At 33.8% G+C, this 22,057-nt stretch carries 11 protein-coding genes; 4 read left to right on the forward strand and 7 right to left on the reverse strand.

All coding sequences use genetic code 11. From position 1 onward, the window contains the following. Positions 1–78: 78 nt before the first annotated feature. The 7 genes from VFS71_RS03255 to VFS71_RS03285 form a co-directional block, all read right to left on the reverse strand. Positions 79–996, reverse strand: a complete 918-nt coding sequence (locus VFS71_RS03255; RefSeq protein WP_326399351.1) for a hypothetical protein — start codon at positions 994–996, stop codon at positions 79–81. A gap of 2 nt (positions 997–998) precedes the next feature. Further along, complete coding sequence (locus VFS71_RS03260) at positions 999–2,351, reverse strand: vanadium-dependent haloperoxidase (RefSeq protein ID WP_326399352.1); 1,353 nt, start codon at positions 2,349–2,351, stop codon at positions 999–1,001. 44 nt (positions 2,352–2,395) lie between these two features. Next, on the reverse strand, positions 2,396–5,656 hold the full coding sequence (locus VFS71_RS03265) for a VCBS repeat-containing protein (protein WP_326399353.1): 3,261 nt from the start codon (positions 5,654–5,656) through the stop codon (positions 2,396–2,398). Next, a complete protein-coding gene (locus tag VFS71_RS03270) occupies positions 5,649–8,966 on the reverse strand; it encodes a VCBS repeat-containing protein (RefSeq protein WP_414655980.1) in 3,318 nt (1,105 codons plus the stop codon). The genes VFS71_RS03265 and VFS71_RS03270 overlap by 8 nt, the downstream gene beginning before the upstream one ends. Before the next feature lie 162 nt (positions 8,967–9,128). Next, positions 9,129–10,751 (reverse strand): RagB/SusD family nutrient uptake outer membrane protein, encoded by a 1,623-nt coding sequence (locus tag VFS71_RS03275; protein WP_326399355.1) that lies wholly within the window; start codon positions 10,749–10,751, stop codon positions 9,129–9,131. A gap of 11 nt (positions 10,752–10,762) precedes the next feature. After that, a complete protein-coding gene (locus VFS71_RS03280) occupies positions 10,763–13,750 on the reverse strand; it encodes a SusC/RagA family TonB-linked outer membrane protein (RefSeq protein WP_326399356.1) in 2,988 nt (995 codons plus the stop codon). A 477-nt stretch (positions 13,751–14,227) separates the two neighbouring features. Next, positions 14,228–16,234, reverse strand: a complete 2,007-nt coding sequence (locus VFS71_RS03285) for a glycosyl hydrolase family 95 catalytic domain-containing protein (RefSeq protein ID WP_326399357.1) — start codon at positions 16,232–16,234, stop codon at positions 14,228–14,230. A gap of 180 nt (positions 16,235–16,414) precedes the next feature. Between VFS71_RS03285 and VFS71_RS03290 the strand changes: the two genes are divergently transcribed. From VFS71_RS03290 to VFS71_RS03305, 4 genes are read left to right on the forward strand one after another with little or no spacing between them, the layout of a single operon-like run. Next, positions 16,415–18,037: a glycoside hydrolase family 32 protein gene (locus tag VFS71_RS03290; protein ID WP_326399358.1), complete on the forward strand. Its 1,623-nt coding sequence runs from the start codon at positions 16,415–16,417 to the stop codon at positions 18,035–18,037. Positions 18,038–18,047: 10 nt separating this feature from the next. After that, positions 18,048–19,376, forward strand: a complete 1,329-nt coding sequence (locus VFS71_RS03295) for a sugar porter family MFS transporter (RefSeq protein ID WP_326399359.1) — start codon at positions 18,048–18,050, stop codon at positions 19,374–19,376. Continuing rightward, on the forward strand, positions 19,373–20,281 hold the full coding sequence (locus tag VFS71_RS03300; RefSeq protein WP_326399360.1) for a carbohydrate kinase: 909 nt from the start codon (positions 19,373–19,375) through the stop codon (positions 20,279–20,281). The genes VFS71_RS03295 and VFS71_RS03300 overlap by 4 nt, the downstream gene beginning before the upstream one ends. A gap of 12 nt (positions 20,282–20,293) precedes the next feature. Beyond that, positions 20,294–22,057, forward strand: a complete 1,764-nt coding sequence (locus tag VFS71_RS03305) for an alpha-glucosidase (RefSeq protein WP_326399361.1) — start codon at positions 20,294–20,296, stop codon at positions 22,055–22,057.

A 22,057-nucleotide genomic window follows, 5' to 3' on the forward strand; every position in this document is an offset into this window, starting at 1 on the left:
AACAATTAAAACTTAATATAAAATCGAAATCGATTTCGAAAACACCAAAAACGTTTTCGTAAAGCAACAATGGAGCTATTATTTTTTCTTGAAAGGAATAACTATTTGAGCTTCCCAAGTAAGTTCATCTCCTCCATCAAAAGGATTAGCCAAATAACGCTCTAAAGGCGTATTTTCTAACTCATAACCATTTTCTTTGGCATAATCACGCAAAGCAAACCAAGCACGATCGGATGTTCTATAAGAACCAAAATACGATGCTCCTAAACCTTTAACCGCTTTTAATGTTTTAAATTTAACGATGCTATCTTCTATAATTTGGGTATTTTTATTAATTGGAAAACAATAATTAAAAACCAATTTTTCTTTATCCAAATCCCAATTCACTATTTCAATATAGGGCCTTCCAATAATTTTGATATTATGAATTCTCAAGAAACCTGTTATGTCTCCATCTCTCATGATTAACGACTGAGCCTTCTCCTGCAAAACACATTTAATATTAATGTAAGCGACAAAAGCTTCCTGAGATGTGACTTCTCCTTTAATTTTAACTTTAAAGTTTTTCAAAAAATTATCCAAGCCGTTTCTAAAATCGACAATCTTTTTAATTTGTTCTTCTTTAAAAGGAGTCTTAAAAAATGGCGCTGTCAATCGGTTGTAAATACTATGATTCAACTCTTTAATCCCAACATTCACTTTGGTCGTCGAATCATTTACGTATTTCATTTCCCAATTATATTCCATTTTTGTTTTGCCTTTTACCATTTCTTGCCTGATAAAATCAAAATTCCTTTTCTCTAAAATAGTATACCTTTCTTTGTCATTTTTTAGTTGAACATTTGACCACTCCTGAATTCCTTGAAAAACGGTTCCTGTTGATGTTTTTATTTCAAAAGAAATACAATAGTCACACTCTTTTACAAATAAATACCAAACCAATAAAACTGATAATATTAAACTAAAACCTAATACAATTCTATTTTTAATCTTCATAACTACTTAACCATCTTCAATTTCTTAATAATAAAATCTCCTATATTTTTACCTTGAACAACTCCGTTTTCAACAGCAGCTCTGTAATGGATTCCACCATACATTCTACTGGTTGCCGCTTCTTTTGCAGCTGCTTTGAAAGAGGAGAAATTTCTTTTTGGCAATCCAAAAGGAAGTTCTGAATCATCTACAAAAGCAAAATTATCTCCAAAAACTGTGGTCAAAATTGCTGCCGAACAAGTTGAAACTACAGAATGTCCACTTGTATATTCAGGGAACGGAGGAGTTTGCAACAAAGGTTTCCAATTCTCATCAATATTCTGGTTGATTACCGTTTCAGGACGTATCATATTACTTTTGTATTTCTCATCCCAACAGCTAATAAACGATTCGAAAATCCCAATTGAAGTTTTGGTGTAAGCGTACACTGTTTTTTCAAAATCAGCATTGGTTTTTTCACAAGCGATTTTAGTTATTCCAATCCAATGTGCATCTGGGGTATTCTTCTTTTTGGCAAACATCATGTGACCTTGACTTACGGTTACATAAGGATTACAATCCCAAAAAGTTGCTATTTTTGACTCTTCAGGCACATCATTACTTTTAGACTCTTCTGCTTTTTTAATTCCTTCTGATATTTTTTGGCTAATATTATATATCTCCATTACCTGCTTGAAATAAGCTGAATTTTTATCTAATGAAAAAGGCAACGCCGGTATTGGTTTAAACTGAGAAGCCGAATCCAAAACCATAGTTCTTATTTCTCCCCAATGTGGCTCGACCCCGTCCATGTAGGCTGGAGGAGTGGGTTGCCATCTTCCTGCTTGTTTGGCAAAAACCGAAAACTTAGGTAAGGTTCTAGTTTGTTTGTAATTGTCTTTCCCCATCCACTTTTTGATTCTTTCGGCTACCTTTAATCCATATTCTTTTGAAACCTCAAACTCCTTAGAATTTTCACCTTCCCATTTTTTATACAAACTATCTCTAAATTTCTCTAATGCATCTTCAGAAAAAATCAATTGTTTACTTACTTCCATGTGTGCAACTATCGCTGCTAATTTTTGATTGACATTCGCTTTAGGATCTAATGTTGGAATAGAATCCAATCCATTCAACTGACCTTGCAAACTAGAATAGGTTTTGCTGTTTTGAGCAATAACTTCATAAGCTGCAATATTTGGATATGCATATATTCTACTCGCTACTGGAGGAGAAAAAATATCGTGAATCATTATTTGCGAAACTGTATCTACAGCAGCACGAAAATCACCTGCCGATACAACAATTTTTTCTTGTTTTCCACATGAAATAAAAAGCAAACAAACTGCTGCTATACTATATATTTTTGACTTCATATTTTGTAATGTATTATTTAATTTTGAGTAGATTTTAGTTTTTATTAATTTGAGCTCATCGGCAATTCATAAACCTCAGCTTTTTTATTATTTATGGTAACCAATACATATTTTTTACCATTAAAACGAATAATATCCAAGTGTCGAACCGCTTTTTGTGTCAAGTCAATTCCTATTTGATTTCCTAAATAGATTGTTTTATTATTTTTGATTAATGCCCCAGAGAATCCATCAAATCTACTGTGGTAAGGTGTAACTCCAAAATAATTCCCTGCTGCAAAAACTTCTTCTTTGGCATCACTGTCAAAATTTGATTTCACAAAACAGGTAATAGGCGATACTTGCATTTTATTGGCAAAAGGAGCGAAAGTGAATTTTCCGTTATCATTTCTCAAATAACCCGATTTTAAGTTATGCACTTCGTACAGCTTCCCTTTTTCTAACATTGCCATATCAAAAACTTCCTCCAATGGTTTTCCTGCAAAAGATTTATAGCTATTAAATTTCTTTTTCAGCATCCCACTAAACTCTTCAACTAGTTCATCAAGTCCCAATGTTGTATAATATTTTCCGTTTTTTTCTTTTGCAACAATGGTTTCGAAAGTTCCATTTTTATCAAAATCATCATAATACATTTTCATCGGAAACTCTTGAGATGCTTTGAATTTAGAATTCATTCCCCAGTTCCCAACCAAATAATCCTGATCTCCATCATTATCGATATCAAACGGGATAATCGATTGATACAATCCACTACTTTTTTCCGAAAAAACAGTTTCGGTTACATTTACGAATTTTCCATTCTTATTGGCAAAAAAAGTGGGCTTCATCCATTCACCGACAACGACTAAATCGTCTTCACCGTCTTTGTTAAAATCACTAAAAACAGCATCCGTAACCATACCAATACCTTCAAATGCTTTCGCATCCGCAAATGCAAAGACACCTTTGTTATTCTTTAACAAATAACAATCTGAAGTACTACCAAATCTATTATTCAATGAATTGTTAGCAATGAATAAATCTAAATCTCCATCTTTATCATAATCAAAAGCTTTAACCACTGCTGCATTTTGAGAAAGTTTAGGCAAAACTGAATTTACCAATTGATTTCCTTTAGCAACATACAGTCGGTCTTGCAAGTTCGAAGCATTTTCGCCGCCCCCGGAAGCTACAAACAAATCATTGATTTTATCGTTATTAAAATCTCCAATTGCAGCAGAGACATCTTCAAAAACAGAATCTTTTTCGATTTCGCTATAAGCCTTTTTAGAAAATCCATTCAAATTTTGAAGATAAATAGCCGCTTTTTTTCCTTTGGATCCACCAAAAAAGATATCTTCTTTTCCATCCCCATTCAAATCACCTATTGCTGTAGCAGGTCCACGATCGGAACGCTCATAAGGAATTAATTTTTGGAACACAAAATCAATATAATCATTCTCTTGATGTGTAAAATCAATACCTAAACCAGTTTCATCTTTCTTGAAAACAGGAGTAACGGCAGGATGCAATTTTTGATAATCAAATGTTTTTCTGTTTGCATTTGCCTTTATAACTAACGTTTGATTGCATTTGACATTTTTCAAAGTTTGATACGTTTTGTCTGGCCAAACCACAACTAAAGAATCAATTGCAGTGGTTTTTCCATATCCAAAATGAATCATCGGTTCTGATGAAGATTCAAAACCTCTAGCGGTTTGCAACTCTTTAAATTGCAGTTTTCCTTTAGCATAAGAGATAACTTTAGCCCCTATACCAAAAGTGTTTTTACCAACAAATTGAAGCTTTACTTTTAAATAATGTGATTTATTATTCGTCTGATTTATGTAAACCGAAGCAATATCATTAAGATTATTGGTTACTACATCTAAATCACCATCATTATCCAAATCGGCATAACCACTACCATTTGAAATAATAGAATCATTTTCAATCCATTGACTCGATTTGTTTATAAATTGAATATCAGGACCTCCTTCAAAAACATAATTAGTCACGTTGCCTTTTGGCATTTTTTTCAATGCTTCTTTGTCTAACAATTTTGTTGTGTTAATCTTTCTTTTAACCTGTTCATTCGAAAAATATTTCACATAATCCAAATCATTCGGTCGTTTTGGAATTCCATTACATACAAATATATCTTGTTCCCCATCCTGATTGTAATCCGCAAATAAAGTGCTCCAACTCCAATCGGTTGCTGCCACACCACTTAACAAGGCCATTTCTGTAAAATGTTTTCCTCCTTGATTTATTTGCAACATATTTCGGGTGTATTGATTATGATAGCCATATCTTTCGGTTCTCAATTTCAACATTTGAACATTATCATCTCCGAGGGAAGATTTCAAGACTTTTTCATCTTCCGGAAGCATATCAAGTGACATTATATCTGGAAAACCATCATGATTTATATCGGCTACATCTACACCCATCGAGAATCTACTGGTGTGGCCAAAATAGCTTTTCAGACTTTCCGTAAAAGTTCCATCTCCATTATTGAGGTAATAATAATCGTCTTCATGGAAATCATTTCCAACATAAATATCAGGATAACCATCTAAATTGAAATCTGAAACAGCAAGACCAAGACCATATCCATTGGCTCCGCCAAAAATTCCTGCTTGAGCGCTTACATCTACGAATTTTCCGTTTTCATTTTTAAACAACTTGTCTCCTGACTCATAGTTTCTATTGTTTCGAATATTGGCATTTCCAAAAGACAACTCCGAATGTACTGCATGATTTAACAAATACATATCCAGATCACCATCTAAATCATAGTCAAAAAATGACACCGTAGTACTGTAATTATCGAGGTCTAAACCATATTCGGCTGCGCTTTCTGTAAACGTACTGTTCTTATTGTTGATGTACAACTCATTATGGCCTTCAAAACCATTTATTCCTACTACGGCACACACATAAATATCGAGATACCCATCGCCATTTACATCGGCCATAACAGTTCCGGTATCCCAATTATTTTCTCCTTCTACTGCCGCTTTTGCAGATATATCCTCGTATTTATTATTGCCTTTATTGAGATACAATTTATTCTTTCCTTGGTTTGAAGTAAAATAAACATCCACCAAACCATCATTATTGATATCTCCTAAGGCAACACCTCCACCATTATAATAATAGAGGTAATCTAAAATGGATATTTTTTTTGAATCTAATAATTCATTTTTAAAGGTAATATTGCTTGTAACTGAATCTAATTTTTCGAACAAACGATCTTGTTTTTCCGAACAACTTAAAAAAAGCAATGCAACTAATCCTAGACTATAAAACTTATTCATTGCTCTTAAATATTTTTGGGGCATAATCATTTATAACTGTCAGTATTGAAACTCCTTTATCTTTATTCTTTAAAGTCTTAATGTGCTTGATTTCTCCTTTCAAAAAGAAACCCGATTGGCTATAAGGCAACCAAGAATAGGCCCCCGATTTATTTCCCAAAAGTACACTTCCACAATTACCGTCCATTCTTCCATATTGCGGTTTAAATTCGTATTGATTGCCTCCTAAAACAAGATCTGCAATTCCATCATTATTAATATCTGATACACAAATAGCATTAACACACGAGAACTGAACTTCTTTTGGAAGCACTTTAACCTGAAAATTGCCATTTCCTTTATTGATCGCAATTACACTTTCCTGAATGGTTGCCGTTTTCTGAATAGAATTATCAACTACATCTTGAGCAAATATTTCTTGAAATGATTTTTTCGCATATTCCGAAAAGCTCAAATTTTTCTTTTTTATAGAAGGAATTTGGCTGGCTAATTCTTTTTTCAAATGCAAGGGCATATCTCTTCCATCGATAGAACGTGTGGTGATTTGTTCAATGGTTCCGTTATTATCAAAATCATTGACAAACATTCGCATCGGATTTTTGTCTGTAGCTCTATAGGTAGTATTGGTTCCTTTGTTTCCTAAAATCAGATCTTTTTTGCCGTCATTATTTAGGTCAACACAACTTACAGCGTTCCAAAAACCGCTGAAATTTGTCAAATTCGATTTGAAATCTACCAAGCGACGACCAGTGTTTTTGAATATTCTTGGAGCCATCCAATCGCCTACTACAATTAAATCTTTCTTTCCGTCATTATCAATATCTTCCCAAACTGCATCGGTAATCATTCCTACCTCATTCAGTTTGAACGCTTTTTTATCAGTAGAATTGGCAAAATTCCCTTTACCATCATTTTCCAAAAGCAATTGTTTAGGATCAATGCCATACACCCCAGGAACACTTCTACTACCTACAAAAACATCCGTATCACCATCATTATCATAATCACAAGCAGCAATCACTGAAACATTATTATTTGTTGTTGGAATACTCGTTTTGCTTTTAGTAAAGACTCCTTTTCCATTATTTAAATACAAACGATTTTTATAATTGGCTTGATCAGCTTTTTCATTTCCTCCAGAGCCTACCATTAGATCTTGATCTCCATCATTATCAGCGTCAAAAAAACTGGCAGCTGTATCTTCATAATTGGCATCGGCTACTAGATCCGTTTGTTTAGTTAGCACAAAAGTATCGTTGCCTTTATTCAAATAAACATTCCCGGAGATTCCTTTGGCTCCACCAACAAAAACATCCTCATTCCCATCACCGTTAATATCGGCAACAGCAAGTGAAGGCCCTTCTTGAGAAAGCATTTTAGAAATCAACCCTTCGTAATCAAAATCGATATAATCATTTTCTTTGTGTGCCAAAAACGAACTTGGTTTTTCAGAAAATAAGGGTTTAATATTCGGTTTTTTGAAAGTATATACTAAACTTGCATCAGCAATACTTAAATTAATAGTTGAATTTTTAGCCACTTTTTTAATGGTTTGGTATTTACCATTTGGCCAGATTACTTGAAGTGAATCTATTTTTTTAGTTCCAATACCAAAAGTCATCACATAATCTATCGAGGATTGAAAACCTCTGGAAGGAATTAATTCTTGTCTTAGGACTTCTTTTCCTGAAAACAATTCAACTACACTCCCAATGGCAAATTTATTCTGGTTGTCGCCTTTCAATTTTACTTTTACAAAATGATTATCTTTCTTTTTCTCTGAATTATTTTGAAAAACAAAAGCTTCTTGATTCACATTACTCACAATTAAATCAAGGTCGCCATCATTATCTAAATCTCCATAAGCTGCGCCATTAGAAAAACTAGGTGTATCTAGTCCCCAATTTTTGATTTCATTGGTAAAGGTTAAATCTTTATTATTCCTAAATGCATAGTTTGGTATTGGCGTACTTGGCATCTTATTAATAATATTTTCCATTTGTTCTTTTTTACCAGTAACCGCCATTCTTTGAATTAAGCCATTAGCAAAAAAGTCCATAAAATCCTGATTGGTCAAATCATTATAAATTCCGTTACAAACATAAATATCTTTAAACCCATCATTATCCATATCAAATATTAAGGCTCCCCAACTCCAATCAGTTTTGGCAACACCCGCATAATTGGCTATTTCAACAAATTGATTATTTCCATTATTCAGTTGCAACGTATTTTGCATGTATTGATAGAAAAAATCAAGGTTCAATTTTCGAGTAAACAAATCGTAGTTATCAAAACTAGTTGTAGTTTTCAAACGTTCATCTCCTTCGGGTAACATATCTGTTACAAAAATATCCGGTTTTCCGTCATTATTTATATCGGCCATATCAGCCCCCATGGAAGATTGACTTGTATGCGATGCCCACCCTTGAATTTGCTCACTAAAAGTTCCGTTTTTATTGTTGATGTATAAATAATCACGTTCATAAAAATCATTTGAAATATAAATATCTGGATATAAATCCCCATTGACATCGCCAACTGTTACTCCAAGTCCAAAACCTATAAGGCTTCCGTAAATACCAGCCGCTTCACTTACATCAACAAACTTTCCATTATCATTACGCATTAATTTATCACCACCTCCTTTTAGAATATCATTTACTGCCCAATCCTTATCTCTTAATTCTCTTTTGTTGGAATAATTAAGACTACTTACGGGAATAAAACTATTATTTAAAATATAAACATCTAAGTCACCATCCTTATCATAATCAAAAAAAGCAGCATGAGTCGTAATACCAGTATCGGCAAGATTGTACTCAGCTGCTTTTTCTGTAAAAGTAAGGTTCCCATTATTGATAAATAGCTCACTTTTTCTCGTGGCATCAATACCATTTCCTGCATTACAAACAAAAATATCCAGCAAACCATCTGCATTAATATCAACCATTTCAACACCGGTAGACCATGATTTGGTCATTACAATCCCAGAAGATTTAGAAATATCCTGAAACTTAAAATTTCCTTTATTGAGATAGAGTTTGTTTTCCCCTAAATTGGAAGTAAAAAAAACATCTGAAAGACCATCATTATTAATATCGCCAATGGATACTCCACCGCCATTATAAAAATTTCGATATTTAAAAATGTTCATGTTTTTACCATTCTTAACTTCGTTAACAAAATTAATTCCGGTCTTTGAAGATTCTAGCTTTGTGAATAAACCATCTTTATTATCACTATTTTCTTTGGAGCAATTAGAAAAAACAAAAATAAAGAGAGAAAATAGAGCAAGTCGATTGAACATAGTGTAGGCAGTATTTGGTTAAGAGATTGATTGTGTTATAATGACCTAATTTATACAATAAATAGTAATAAATTTAAAAAATAATAAAAATTAAATAAATAAAGAGGGTAATAAATTACCCTCTTTATAACTAACTCAAAACAAAATGAAGTAAATAATTTCTTAGTATCCAGGATTCTGTTTAGCATTCGCATTAAATAATGCATCTGCTGGAAGTGGATACAATGCATACTTTGGATCTGAAGTTGTTGGCTTTAATTCTCTAGGTTGTAAGAATTTACCAAAACGAATCATATCATTTCTTCTCCATCCTTCATACCATAATTCTTTTCCTCTTTCTAAATAAATACCATCCAATGTTGCTGGTGTAGATCCAGCCGGTAATTTAGCCCTTACATCAATTTGATCTATAATAGCTTGAGCAGTTGCTGCTCCACCTGCTCCTCCTCTTAATGCAGCTTCTGCTTTCATCAACAATGCATCAGAATAGCGCATTAATACATAATCATTTTCTGGATTCCCTAGATTAGCATTATCTGGTTCGTATTTTTGAGTACGAATACCTGCCGTTTCAAGAGTAGGTCCACTTACAATCATAGTAACTTCCTTTGTATAGAACAATGGGTTTCCTTTTCTATCATGTAAAGCAACAACACCACCTAAATAATGAACAAAAGGAACATTATTTTTGTAATCATCTTTTGACATGATTGATTTTGTTCCATCTTTATTTGTTTTATAATCTCCTTCTGGACCATACATTTGTCCGAATTGAAAACCAATTGGATTTCCAAAATTAGCTATAATTGAAGGTGAAGTATGTTGTCTACGGTCATCTGCTGCGTCAAAACGATCATAATATTCAGCAACCGTTGAAAAACCATTCCATCCACCAGGAGTTTGATTATAGTGCATTCCCATTCTCCATCTTGATTGAATTCCTCCACCTGAACCTAAAACGTTTTTAGAAGAAAATATAATCTCATTAGAGGTATTGTTTGTTGGCGCAAAGTTACTCCAATATTCAGAAGCCAAGCTACTTGACGTAATTGCATCAACATTTGAAATTACTTTATTCATATCCGCAGCATCAAAAGTGTAAGGTCCTGCAGCATCGTCTGCATTAAACACTGCTTTATTTAGATACAATTTAGCCAATAACAAGTGTGCAGCATCAACATTAGCGATACTCGCGTCATTAGCAACACGAGCCGGCAACTTAGTAACAATAGCTTCTAACTCACTAATTACAAAAGCAGTAGCTTCTTTTCTTGTCCAATATTTAGGATCCTCTGTAATGGCAGCTCCTTCTTCTCTATAAGGCGCTTGACCAAACAAATCAATTATATTATAATAATAGAAAGCTCTTAAAAATCGGGCTTGTGTTTTTTGAGAATCTGTAGCTGTATTGTAAATAACCAAATTACAATTGTAAACATTAGTCAATAGAGAATTCCAAGCATTTCTAATTTCAACATTATCCGAACCCCAAGTGTGAACATGGAATTGTCTCCATTTGGCATTGTCATCCCAGTCACCACCTCTTGTAGGACCAACTAAACCATCGCCAGACATTTCGTCCAATGTAAACATCTTGTCTTGATCCTGAAATCCTCTTAATCCTTCATATGCAGATTGCAAGAAATTACCTGTATTTACTTCTCCGCCACCGCCATCTGCATTTACGAAACCATCTAAAACTTCTTCATCTAAATTTGTACAACTCACTCCAAATGCAATTGTACCTATAAAAAAGATGCTTTTAATTATATTTATTCTTTTCATTTTTTTCTTAATTAAAATGTTACATTAAGTCCTACAGAAAAACTCTTATCTTTTGGATATGACAAATAATCCATTCCTGCAGAAGGAACTCCGTTAAGGGCTTTATTAGTATCTACTTCTGGGTCAAATCCAGAATAACTTGTGATTACAAATAAGTTTTCACCACTAACAAACAAACGAGCTGAACTTAATTTTATTTTCTCCATAAAAGCTCCTTTGAAAGTATATCCAATTGTTAAATTACCCAATCTCAAGAAATCACCACTTTCTAAATATTTAGTTGAAGGTGAGTTAGGATCACTTCCATTTTGAGGAGAGCTTCCAACCTCTGGAGTTACGTTTCTTCCCCCTAACAATGCACTTTTGAAAAAGTAAGCATTGGCAGTGTTATTATACAGATAATGACCAAAAGCACCATAAAATGACATCCCAGCATCTAAGTTTTTGTATGTAAAACTAGTATTGAACCCAAGATTGATTTTTGGCAAAGGTTGTTTGTCTAATAATTTTTTGTCAGCATTTCCTAAGCCAGTATTTGATCCATCTGCAGCTGTATAAATAGAATTACCTGCTGCATCATATCCTTTAAAATCATAAAGAAAATAAGTATACAATGGGTATCCGTCTTTAATAATCTCAGCATTAGCTCCAGACAAACCTTGTCCGTTGATTCCACCTGCCAGTAAAGAAACTGAACCAAAATTTGTAATTTTATTTTTCAAGAAAGCAGCGTTTATCCCAAAATTCCAAGACATATCTTCTTTGTCAATAATTTTATAGTTTAAAGATACTTCAACACCATCATTAATTAAATTACCTGGTAAATTAACACTTCTATTAGAAGCTGGACCTGGTTGAGTTGAAGCTTGAGGCACTGGTGCAATCAAATCTTTAGTGTCTCTTTTATAGTAATCTAATGAACCTGTTAGGCGATTATTTAAAAAAGAGAAATCAGCTCCAATACCATATGAAGTAGTCGTTTCCCAACGCAATTCACTATTTGCTCCAGAAACTGTTTGTGGAGAACCACCATTTCCATAAATAGATTTAGACACAGCTGAATTCACTGGAAACTCTTGATTTCCAGTAACTCCAAAGTTACCTCTTATTTTGATATCATTTAAAGCTCCGTCCTTATTATTTATTACTTTATAGGCTGCTCCAACTGCCGGGAAATAGCCCCATTTGTTATCAGCTCCTAATTTTGTAGATCCGTCCGCACGAATAGATCCAGTTACAATTAAATTTTTATACAATGTAACTTCTGCTTTAGCAAAATAAGATTGTAATTCAATTCTATTTTTGTAAGATGTAGTTCTAAATTCCTGAGCAATACCTCCTTGTATGTTATCAACAAGCAGTGTTTGTTCCGGTACATACCCAACACCTCTTGCACTAGAACCACTAGTGTCATAAGAATAATAAGAGAAACCTGCTAACGCGTTAAGAGATACATTATCACTAAAACTGTTATCATAAGTCAATGTGTGCTCTATTGTTTTATTGAACTTGCTTATTCCAGATATTTCTGCAAAACCTCTTTTTTCAACACCACCATTCGCAGCATCATTTTTAACAAGGTCACTACTGTTAATTTTTATAGTAGGCAGTAACTGACGTTTTCTAACTGAACTAGATGATTCAACACCAAACATAAATTTATATTTGAAATGAGAACCTAATTTTAAAGTTGCAGCAATACTTCCAAGAACTTTATTTGTCTCAGTATGATCATCATAAGCATTTAACAATTGAACTGGGTTTAAATAATCATCCCCAACAAAAGTATAACTACCATCTGGTTGGTATATTGGCAAAGTAGGATTCCAATATAAAGCTGTACCTATTAAATTTCCAATATAACCAGCATCATTACTAATTAAAGTAGTTTCATCTTTAAGTCCTGCATATAATAAATTGGTTTCAATTTTAAGTGCACCACTAAAAAAGTCATTATTATTGTTAAATGAAGCTGTATATTTATCGATACCTGTGTTTTTTACAATTCCATCAGTTGAACTAGCACCCAAAGAGAATCTTGTACTAGACTTATCCGTTCCACTGCTTATAGACATATCATTATTTGAAGTGAATCCACTTCTTAAAATAGCATCTTCCCAATTGTAAGATCTTGATCCTTTATCAGGTCCACCCGCAGCAACAAATTCATCACCATTTAACAATCTAAAATCTCCAGACATACTACTAAATCTTACAGAAGAATTAAATGTTAATTGTGGCACTTTTGATTTTCCCTTTTTGGTTGTAATCACGATAACTCCATTTGCTCCACGTGAACCATAGATAGCAGTAGAAGAAGCATCTTTTAAAACAGAAATACTTTCGATATCACTTTGATTCACAAAGTTCAATGGATTTCTGGCAGAAGAAGATCCTAGACCATTAATATCCGAACCACCAGAAGAAACATCTCCCCCATCTAATGGAACACCATCAATTACATATAATGGGTTATTTCCAGAACGAATAGATGAATTACCTCTAATTCTTACCGAAACACCTGCTCCTGGCTCACCACTCGTTTGTGTTACCTGTACCCCAGACACTTTTCCTCTCAATAATTCTGAAGGAGAGGTAGCAGATATGTTGTCAAATTGCTTGGAACTTAACATATCTACTGCACCCGTTGCATCTTTCTTTTTTACAGAACCATACCCTACAACAATAACTTCATTCAATTGACTTTGATCTTGAGCCATCACAACATTTATAGTGCTTTTACTCCCAACACTTACTTCCTGAGTTTTAAGTCCAATGTAAGTAAAAACTAAGACTGCGTCTGAACCCACATTCTTAATTGTAAATTTTCCATCAAAATCAGTTTGCGTCTCCGTTTTTGTTCCTTTTACTAATATCGAAACCCCAGGGAGTGGGCCACTCGCATCAGTTACCAGCCCTGATATATCTTGCGAATATATCAAGCTAGTACATAGCATGGTTATGAAAACCATTAAGCCTTTTTGTAGACTATTTTTCATACGTAATAAATAAGTTAGTTAATAATTTGGTTATTTGTTTAAAATATAAAGTCAAACATAGTTATTTTATTAAGAAAATTTTAAGAAAAACAAAACTATAACGTTGTAGTTGGACCGAAAACGTTTTCGATTTCGAAAAATGAATGTTAAAATTTTAAGAAATAAAAATATATAATGAAATAAAAAAGTGTAAAAAAAACACATTTAAATGTTTTTTATATGTTTTATTAAAAATTTCAAAATTGAAAGAAAAAAGAGTTAAATTAATACTGTATTATAGCTACAAATATTTGTCCAAAAAAAAAATTAAACCGAAAAAAAACCAAATAACTCAATTTGAAACAATTACACTTCAAGCTAATATTATTAAACAAACAAGTTTTGACTAATTTTTTAGACATAAAAAAGCCATTAATATTAAAAATACATTTAAATCATAAATGCATTTTTAATATTAATGGCAATAAAAATTAGTAGCTATTTTATCGAAATGGTTCTATTGTCAACACCAATCCCTTTTATTGTTAAAGATTTCCATTGTTTAGGCAAAAGCCCTTTATTATACTGCAATCCTTTATCTGTCTGCTCTACTCCACCAAAACCATAAATAACAGCTTGAAGCATTGCTCCCGCACCTGTTGCAAAATAAGGATTATTGCTATTTGCCGATTCCGAGAATACTCCAAATGGAGGACGACTATTAGGTAAATAGGATTTAACAAAATAAGAATATGCTTTATCCTTGTCTCCTAATCTTGCATACAAAACTGATAATACTCCCGATGCCATTGCTGGACCATCTTTTTTGTCAATTTTTTCAGTGTAATACTCTAAGTCTTTTTCAATTTGCTTTCTATCTGTAATAACATGCAGAGGGTAAGCCAATAAATTCACATCGGCTTGTTTAATCATTTGCCCTTTATATCCTTTATAATTTTGGGTTACCCCATTTTCCGAATGGATTATTAACTTGTTTGAAACTTCCACCCACATTGGATTTATAGGCTCATTCAAAATCGTAGCCGCCTTAATTGTATTTTTCAAAGCTTCGATAGCCGATGCATTAGTAAATGCATTATCATCTACATGCTGTGCATACTCATCAGCGCCCACAACATTTAGAATTGAAAAACTGCCATCATCATTTTTGATTACGCGGCTTACCCAAAAATCAGCAGTTTCTTTCAGTACCTTATACGATTCTTTTAGCCAAGTTTTATCTTGAGTGTAAGAGTAGTAGTTCCAAAAAGCAATAGCTACATCTGCAGTAATATGTTGCTCAAAAATTCCCGTCAAAGCCCAAGTTGGAGTGGCTTCCTCACCTGTGTCATCCGACTCCCAAGGATACATTGCTCCCTTGTATCCATAAATAGTTGCTTTTTGTTTGGCTTTTTCCAAACGATCGAAACGATAATCCAAACATGATTTAGCCATATCAGGCTGTAATGCCAAAAGCGTAGGATACATCCAAAGTTCACTATCCCAAAAAATATGCCCATTATATCCTTGAGAAGACAAACCCATAGGAGCTATACTCTGTCTCGTTTCAGGGCGATTGTAAGAATACAGGTTAAACAATGCAAATCGAACGCGCTGTTGAGCATCTAAATCTCCTTCAATTTGAATATCCCCTGAATTCCATAATTCAGCCCACGCCTGTTTATGGCGATTCAGTAAATTATCAATTCCCTGTTGAAGAGCATAAATCGGTTGCCTTTCCGATTCATTCAATGGGTCACTAAAATCTTTTGAAGTACAAATCCCCCCAGCAATGGCAAATCGATATTGCTTTCCTTTCAATAGTTTTTTTGAAAAACCGACTTCATTCCCACTTTGTTTCAGGACTTCATTTTCCCCATCAAATAAAAAAGTCGTAGCAGCCGAAATTACATATTTACCAGTCAATGTTTTAGCAGTAGTTCCAAAAACAGGCATTAAATACTGATTATCTTTCAACACGCGAAACTGACTTTTTGCATCCTTTAATTCATCAGGGACAGTCATGTAATTATTGGCCGTAATTTCGACATCTTTTTTAGGAATAATAGTAACAATTGCCATAGCCGAATAAGGCACAGCTCTATTAGCCAAAATTGTATAATTGATAGTCGCAAAATCTTTAAACGAAAACGAAGTGGTGCTCGTTCCTTCCTTCATATTTACAATCTGACTCCAATTGGAGATATTATTCGATTGAATTTCTTGATTATCTATGCTCAGATGGAGGTTTAAAAACTCTATACCACGCACTATTCTACTGATTCCATTTTCAGGACTACTATCATAAACACCATTCAGTATAATTTCTTTGGTTTTAAGAGGAGTATCATCAGTAACAATACCTATTTTACCATTGGCCATAGCCACTCCAAAATAATTCTCTCTAGAATTAGCATACAAATGCCACTCATCTGATTTTTCTTGACCAAACATCACTGATCCAACCATGAGTATAAAAAACAACCCTTTTACTTTTGAAACCATATATCTTCTTTTTTTTTTAGTTAATCAAACTTAAAACTTTTATTCTGTAACTCATTGAAATTTAAATCGAAAACGTTTTCGAGACTTCGAAAACGTTTTCGATTTTTATAATTGGACATAACTCAAAATTGAATCCTAATTTTATAATTCGTTAACTTTTTAACTTTAAAATAAAAGGCAATGCAATTGAAACTTCATAGAGCATTATTCATTTTGGCGCTCAATCTAATTGCATTGTTGTTTTCTTGCAAAAAAGCAGAAGACAACAGCACAATAGCTATTGCTGCTACAGAAACAATTGCAATAGATTCCACTTTACCTTACAAAGAGTCCTATCGCCCGCAATTCCATTTTTCTCCCGAAAAGAAATGGATGAACGACCCAAACGGCTTGGTATTCTACAAAGGAACTTATCATTTATTTTATCAATATTTCCCAGGAGATATTGTTTGGGGACCTATGCATTGGGGGCATGCAACCAGTAAAGATTTAATCCATTGGGAGCATCAAAAAATCGCATTATTTCCAGACAAATTAGGTCTCATTTTTTCTGGGAGTGCAGTTATCGATATCAACAATACATCTGGATTTGGTTCTATTGAAAATCCTCCAATGATTGCCATTTTCACTTATCATAATATGGAAATCGAAAAGGCAGGAAAAATCAACACCCAATCACAAGGATTAGCCTACAGTTTAGACGAAGGAGAAACTTGGACAAAGTACAAGGGGAATCCGATTATAGGAAACAACAGTTTAAAAGATTTCAGAGATCCAAAAGTTTTTTGGAATTCAGAGACAAACCTTTGGAATTTGACTCTAGTTGCCGGTGATCATGCTCAATTTTACAGTTCGAAAAATTTAATTGATTGGACCTACGTTAGTCAATTTGGCAAAAATATTGGTGCCCATGGTGGCGTTTGGGAATGTCCTGATCTTTTCAAACTAAAAGTAGAAAATTCGAAAGAAGAAAAATGGGTCTTACTTATCAGTATCAACCCTGGAGCGCCAAATGGAGGTTCTGGAACACAGTATTTCATAGGCGATTATGACGGAAAAAGTTTTAAAACAAATCAAAAAGACATCAAGTGGATTGATTATGGGACAGATAATTACGCTGGAGTTACTTATAATAATGTCCCAAATAACGAACGTGTTTTTATTGGTTGGATGAGTAATTGGTTGTATGCGCGAAATACTCCAACAAAAAACTGGAGAAGCGCCATGACCTTACCCAGAAAACTTTCGCTAGAAAAAATAGGCAACAATTATGTTCTTAAAAACTGTCCTATCCAACAATTGAAAACAATTAAAATTCCTGAATATTCAGAAGAATTATTATCCATTCAAGCAAATAAAAAAATAACTTTTGAGTACAATCATCTCAATCAATCTCAAATTGATTTTAAAGCTTTAACCAAAAATTTAAAATTGACGTTTTCAAATGAAGTGAATGACTCATTAGTTTTTATCTATGACCACAAAATGAATTCCTTTGCAATAGACCGAACCCATTCTGGATTAGTCAATTTTGAAGCCGATTTTGGAAAATCAATTCACAAAACCGAAGCTCCAAATCTGACAACAGCAACTTTAGATTATCAGATTATTTTGGATTGGTCCTCTATAGAAATTTTCTTGAATGGTGGTGTTTATTCCTTTACGGAACAAATCTTTCCTAACAAGCCATATACCAAATTAAGCATATGGTCTGATGAAGATCAAGAAATTAAAAACCTAAATATTTCAAAAATAAAAAGCATTTGGAAAACAAACTCTGCATCCAAAACCAATAAAAAATAAAAAACAAAAAATGAACAACGTACAAAAATGGTCTATAACCGTAGCAGTGGCAGGATTTTTATTTGGATTTGACACTGTAGTCATATCAGGCGCAAACTTACCCATTAAAGAATTATGGCACACAACTCCATTATTTCATGGACTATTCATTATGTCTATGGCATTGTGGGGAACCGTTTTGGGTGCAATGTTTGGCGGCATTCCTTGTGATAAATGGGGAAGAAAAAAAACCTTGTTGTGGATTGGAATTCTTTTCTTAGTATCTGCATTAGGTTCGGCATTGGCTCCTAATCCGTATGTTTTTTCTTTTTTTAGATTTATAGGAGGAATTGGAGTTGGAGCTTCTTCGGTAGCTGCTCCTATTTATATTTCCGAAATTTCAAGTGCCAAAAACAGAGGAAAACTAGTCGCTCTTTTTCAATTCAATATTGTGTTTGGAATCCTGATTGCCTTTTTTTCTAATTATTTATTTGAAGGTTTTAGCGGTGCTAATGATTGGCGATGGATGATTGGGATTGTTGCATTACCAGCATTAATCTATAGTATCATCGTTTTTCAAATTCCAGATAGTCCACGTTGGCTAATTTTAAACAAAAAAGACGATGCTACAGGACTGAAAGTTCTTGAAATGATTTTTTCAAAAGAAGAGGCTTTGGAAAATTTTAATGAAATCAAAAAAGACGTGGTAGACTCCACTGTAAAGGAAAAATTATTTACCCAAAAATACAGATGGCCAATCGTTTTGGCTTTCTTAATTGCTTTCTTCAACCAGCTTTCCGGCATTAATTTTATTTTATACTACGCACCAGAAATTCTGGAAATGGCTGGATTAGGCTCGAAAGAATCTCTAATGAATTCAATACTCATAGGTGCCATTAATCTCATTTTTACCATTATTGGCATGCGTTTAATTGATATTTTGGGTAGAAAATTATTAATGACTATTGGCAGTATTGGTTATATTTTGAGCTTATGCATAATCGCTTGGGCTTTTAATACCAATGCCGGACCTATCATTTTGTTAACCTCCATTCTCGTATTTATTGCTTCGCATGCTATTGGACAAGGAGCTGTAATTTGGGTCTTTATATCCGAAATATTCCCAAATACAGTTCGTGCTCGTGGTCAATCCTTCGGCACAAGTATTCATTGGATTTTTGCCGCATTGATTACTTTGCTTGGCCCTGTTGTTATTGATATATTTCACAAAAACCCTTGGCCTATTTTTGCTTTTTTTGCGTTCATGATGATATTGCAATTGACATTTGTTTTATTCATGATGCCCGAAACCAAAGGATTATCACTTGAAGAATTAGAACAAAAAATGATCATCGAATGAAAGCAACAAATAAAAAAATCAGTGTAATATGTTTTGGAGAAGTCTTGTTTGACGTTTTTCCAACTCATAAAAAAATTGGAGGAGCACCATTAAATGTTGCTATTCGACTCGCTTCTTTGGGAATACAATCTCAAATAATAAGCCGAATAGGAAATGATGAAATAGGGAAAGAATTGCTGCAATACATCAAAGACCACAAGGTAAATTCGGATTCCATACAAGTTGATGAAAATCTAAAAACGGGAGAGGTCATTGTTCAATTGAACGATAAAGGTTCTGCCTCCTACACCATTAATTATCCTGCCGCTTGGGACAAAATTATAGAAACACCCGAAGATGAAATTATTGTAAAAAAAGCCGACGCCTTGGTTTTTGGCAGTTTAGTTTGTAGAGATGCCGTTTCGCAAAACACTTTATTTGAATTAATCAATTATGCAAAATACACTGTTTTTGATGTCAATTTACGGTCCCCTTTTTACACAAAAGAGATACTCAATCATTTGATGCGTGAAGCTGATTTTATAAAATTCAACGATGATGAAATTTATGAAATAAGTGAATATCTACAATCACCTTTTCATTCATTGGAACAAAATATCCTATTTATTGCCGAACAAACCAATACCAAACATATTTGCGTTACCAAAGGTAGTCATGGAGCCGTTTTGTATTATAACAATAATTTCTATTACAATAGTGGTTACAAAATAAAAGTTGCCGATACTGTTGGGGCTGGCGATTCTTTTTTGGCAGGACTTTTAAGTAAATTATTAGCCCAAGAAAATCCACAAAATGCAATAAATTTTGCTTGTGCAATTGGGGCATTAGTGGCACAAAAAGAGGGAGCTAATCCTAAGATTGATAAGTCAACCATTGATTCTTTTATGAATCCAATAAAGAAATAAACAACAACTGAAATGAAAAAAAATACTACACTTTCGCTCGTATTAATTACACTGATTAATATCATTTGTAACACTATGTTAGCCCAAGAAAAAAAAGTTCCAATTGACAGAAAATGGTGGAAAGAAGCAGTCGTTTACCAGATTTACCCACGTAGTTTCAAAGACTCTGATGGGGATGGTGTAGGCGATTTGAAAGGAATTATTTCCAAACTGGACTATATTAAAAGTTTGGGCGTCGATATCATTTGGCTAAACCCCATATACAGTTCCCCAAATGCCGATAACGGTTATGACATTTCCGATTATCAAAACATCATGAAAGAATTTGGCACGATGCAGGATTTTGATGCTTTATTAAAAGGAATGCATGAAAGAGGACTGAAACTAGTAATGGATTTAGTTGTCAATCACAGTAGTGACGAGCACAAATGGTTTCAAGAAAGCCGTAAATCTCGAGATAATCCATACCGAGATTATTACCATTGGTGGCCAGCAGAAAAAGGAAAACCAGCCTTCCGTCCAGGAGCATTTGAAGCTGACGGAAGTGGTTGGAGATACGACAAAACCACCGATTCCTATTACTTGCATTATTTCAATTTCAAACAACCCGATTTGAATTGGGAAAATCCAAAAGTAAGACAAGAAATCTACAGCATGATGCGTTGGTGGCTGGACAAAGGTATAGATGGATTTCGAATGGATGTGATTCCATTTATTTCCAAAGATCCTAGTTTTCCCGTAATCACTCAAGCAGAACTGGACAAAAACTATCATGGCCGTTGGGATGTTTACATGGCAAGTGGGCCGCATTTACACGAATACCTTCAAGAAATGAACCGCGAAGTTTTGAGTAAATACGATTGTATGTCGTTGGCCGAAGGCGCAGGAATGTTAACCTCAACAGCATTGAATTTTGTGGACGCCGACAGAAAAGAGCTAAATATGGGCTACCATTTTGAAGGAACCAATTTAGGATACATCCCTGGTTATTTCAAAAAAATGGGTCCGTATTCTTTAGTTGATTTCAAAAAAATCTATTCAGACTGGGATGCCGTTTACCAAACCAAAGGTTGGGGAACAATTTATTTAGGCAATCACGATCAACCCCGTATGGCAACAAGATGGGGAAATGATTCGCCAGAGTTTCATGATTATTCCTCTAAACTACTAACTACTTTTTTACTATCAATGAGAGGAACTCCATACTATTATAACGGAGATGAAATTGGAATGGTAAATGCCAAATTTGATAAAATTGAAGATTACAGAGATATTGAAACTTTGGCAGAATATGAAAGACTGCAAAAAACAGGTGGTGATCTAAAGCAATTCATTGAAGACCAAAAAACAGGTGGAGCCAGAGACAACGGAAGAACACCTTTCCAATGGGATAGTTCCACAAATGGTGGATTCACGACAGGAACTCCTTGGTTAAAAGTAAATGACAATCATACTATTTTGAATGCTAAAGCACAAGATAAAGATCCAAACTCGATATTAAATTATTTTAGAAATATGGTTCAATTGCGCAAAAAAAATCCAGTATTGGTTTATGGAAAATATACGCTTTTGGACAAAAACAATCCTAATGTATACGCATATACAAGAGAACTTAAAGGCAAAAAAGTATTGGTACTATTAAATTTTAGTGCTAAAAATGCTTCCGCAAATACCGGAATCAACATCTCTAAAGCAAAAGTTCTAATTAACAATTATGCAGCGCCATCAAAAAATAATGAACTGAGACCTTATGAAGCGATAGTTTTAGAATTATAA

The sequence above is a fragment of the Flavobacterium sp. genome (genome assembly GCF_035760125.1).
In the GTDB taxonomy this organism is placed as follows: Bacteria; Bacteroidota; Bacteroidia; order Flavobacteriales; family Flavobacteriaceae; genus Flavobacterium.

What these genes read in the sequence shown, in the direction of transcription:
- VFS71_RS03295 (WP_326399359.1), top strand. Translation starts at nt 18,048, where the DNA reads ATGAACAACGTACAAAAATGGTCTATAACCGTAGCAGTGGCAGGATTT.
- VFS71_RS03285 (WP_326399357.1), bottom strand. Translation starts at nt 16,234, where the DNA reads ATGGTTTCAAAAGTAAAAGGGTTGTTTTTTATACTCATGGTTGGATCA.
- VFS71_RS03255 (WP_326399351.1), bottom strand. Translation starts at nt 996, where the DNA reads ATGAAGATTAAAAATAGAATTGTATTAGGTTTTAGTTTAATATTATCA.
- VFS71_RS03300 (WP_326399360.1), top strand. Translation starts at nt 19,373, where the DNA reads ATGAAAGCAACAAATAAAAAAATCAGTGTAATATGTTTTGGAGAAGTC.
- VFS71_RS03305 (WP_326399361.1), top strand. Translation starts at nt 20,294, where the DNA reads ATGAAAAAAAATACTACACTTTCGCTCGTATTAATTACACTGATTAAT.
- VFS71_RS03275 (WP_326399355.1), bottom strand. Translation starts at nt 10,751, where the DNA reads ATGAAAAGAATAAATATAATTAAAAGCATCTTTTTTATAGGTACAATT.
- VFS71_RS03270 (WP_414655980.1), bottom strand. Translation starts at nt 8,966, where the DNA reads ATGTTCAATCGACTTGCTCTATTTTCTCTCTTTATTTTTGTTTTTTCT.
- VFS71_RS03290 (WP_326399358.1), top strand. Translation starts at nt 16,415, where the DNA reads ATGCAATTGAAACTTCATAGAGCATTATTCATTTTGGCGCTCAATCTA.
- VFS71_RS03260 (WP_326399352.1), bottom strand. Translation starts at nt 2,351, where the DNA reads ATGAAGTCAAAAATATATAGTATAGCAGCAGTTTGTTTGCTTTTTATT.
- VFS71_RS03265 (WP_326399353.1), bottom strand. Translation starts at nt 5,656, where the DNA reads ATGAATAAGTTTTATAGTCTAGGATTAGTTGCATTGCTTTTTTTAAGT.
- VFS71_RS03280 (WP_326399356.1), bottom strand. Translation starts at nt 13,750, where the DNA reads ATGAAAAATAGTCTACAAAAAGGCTTAATGGTTTTCATAACCATGCTA.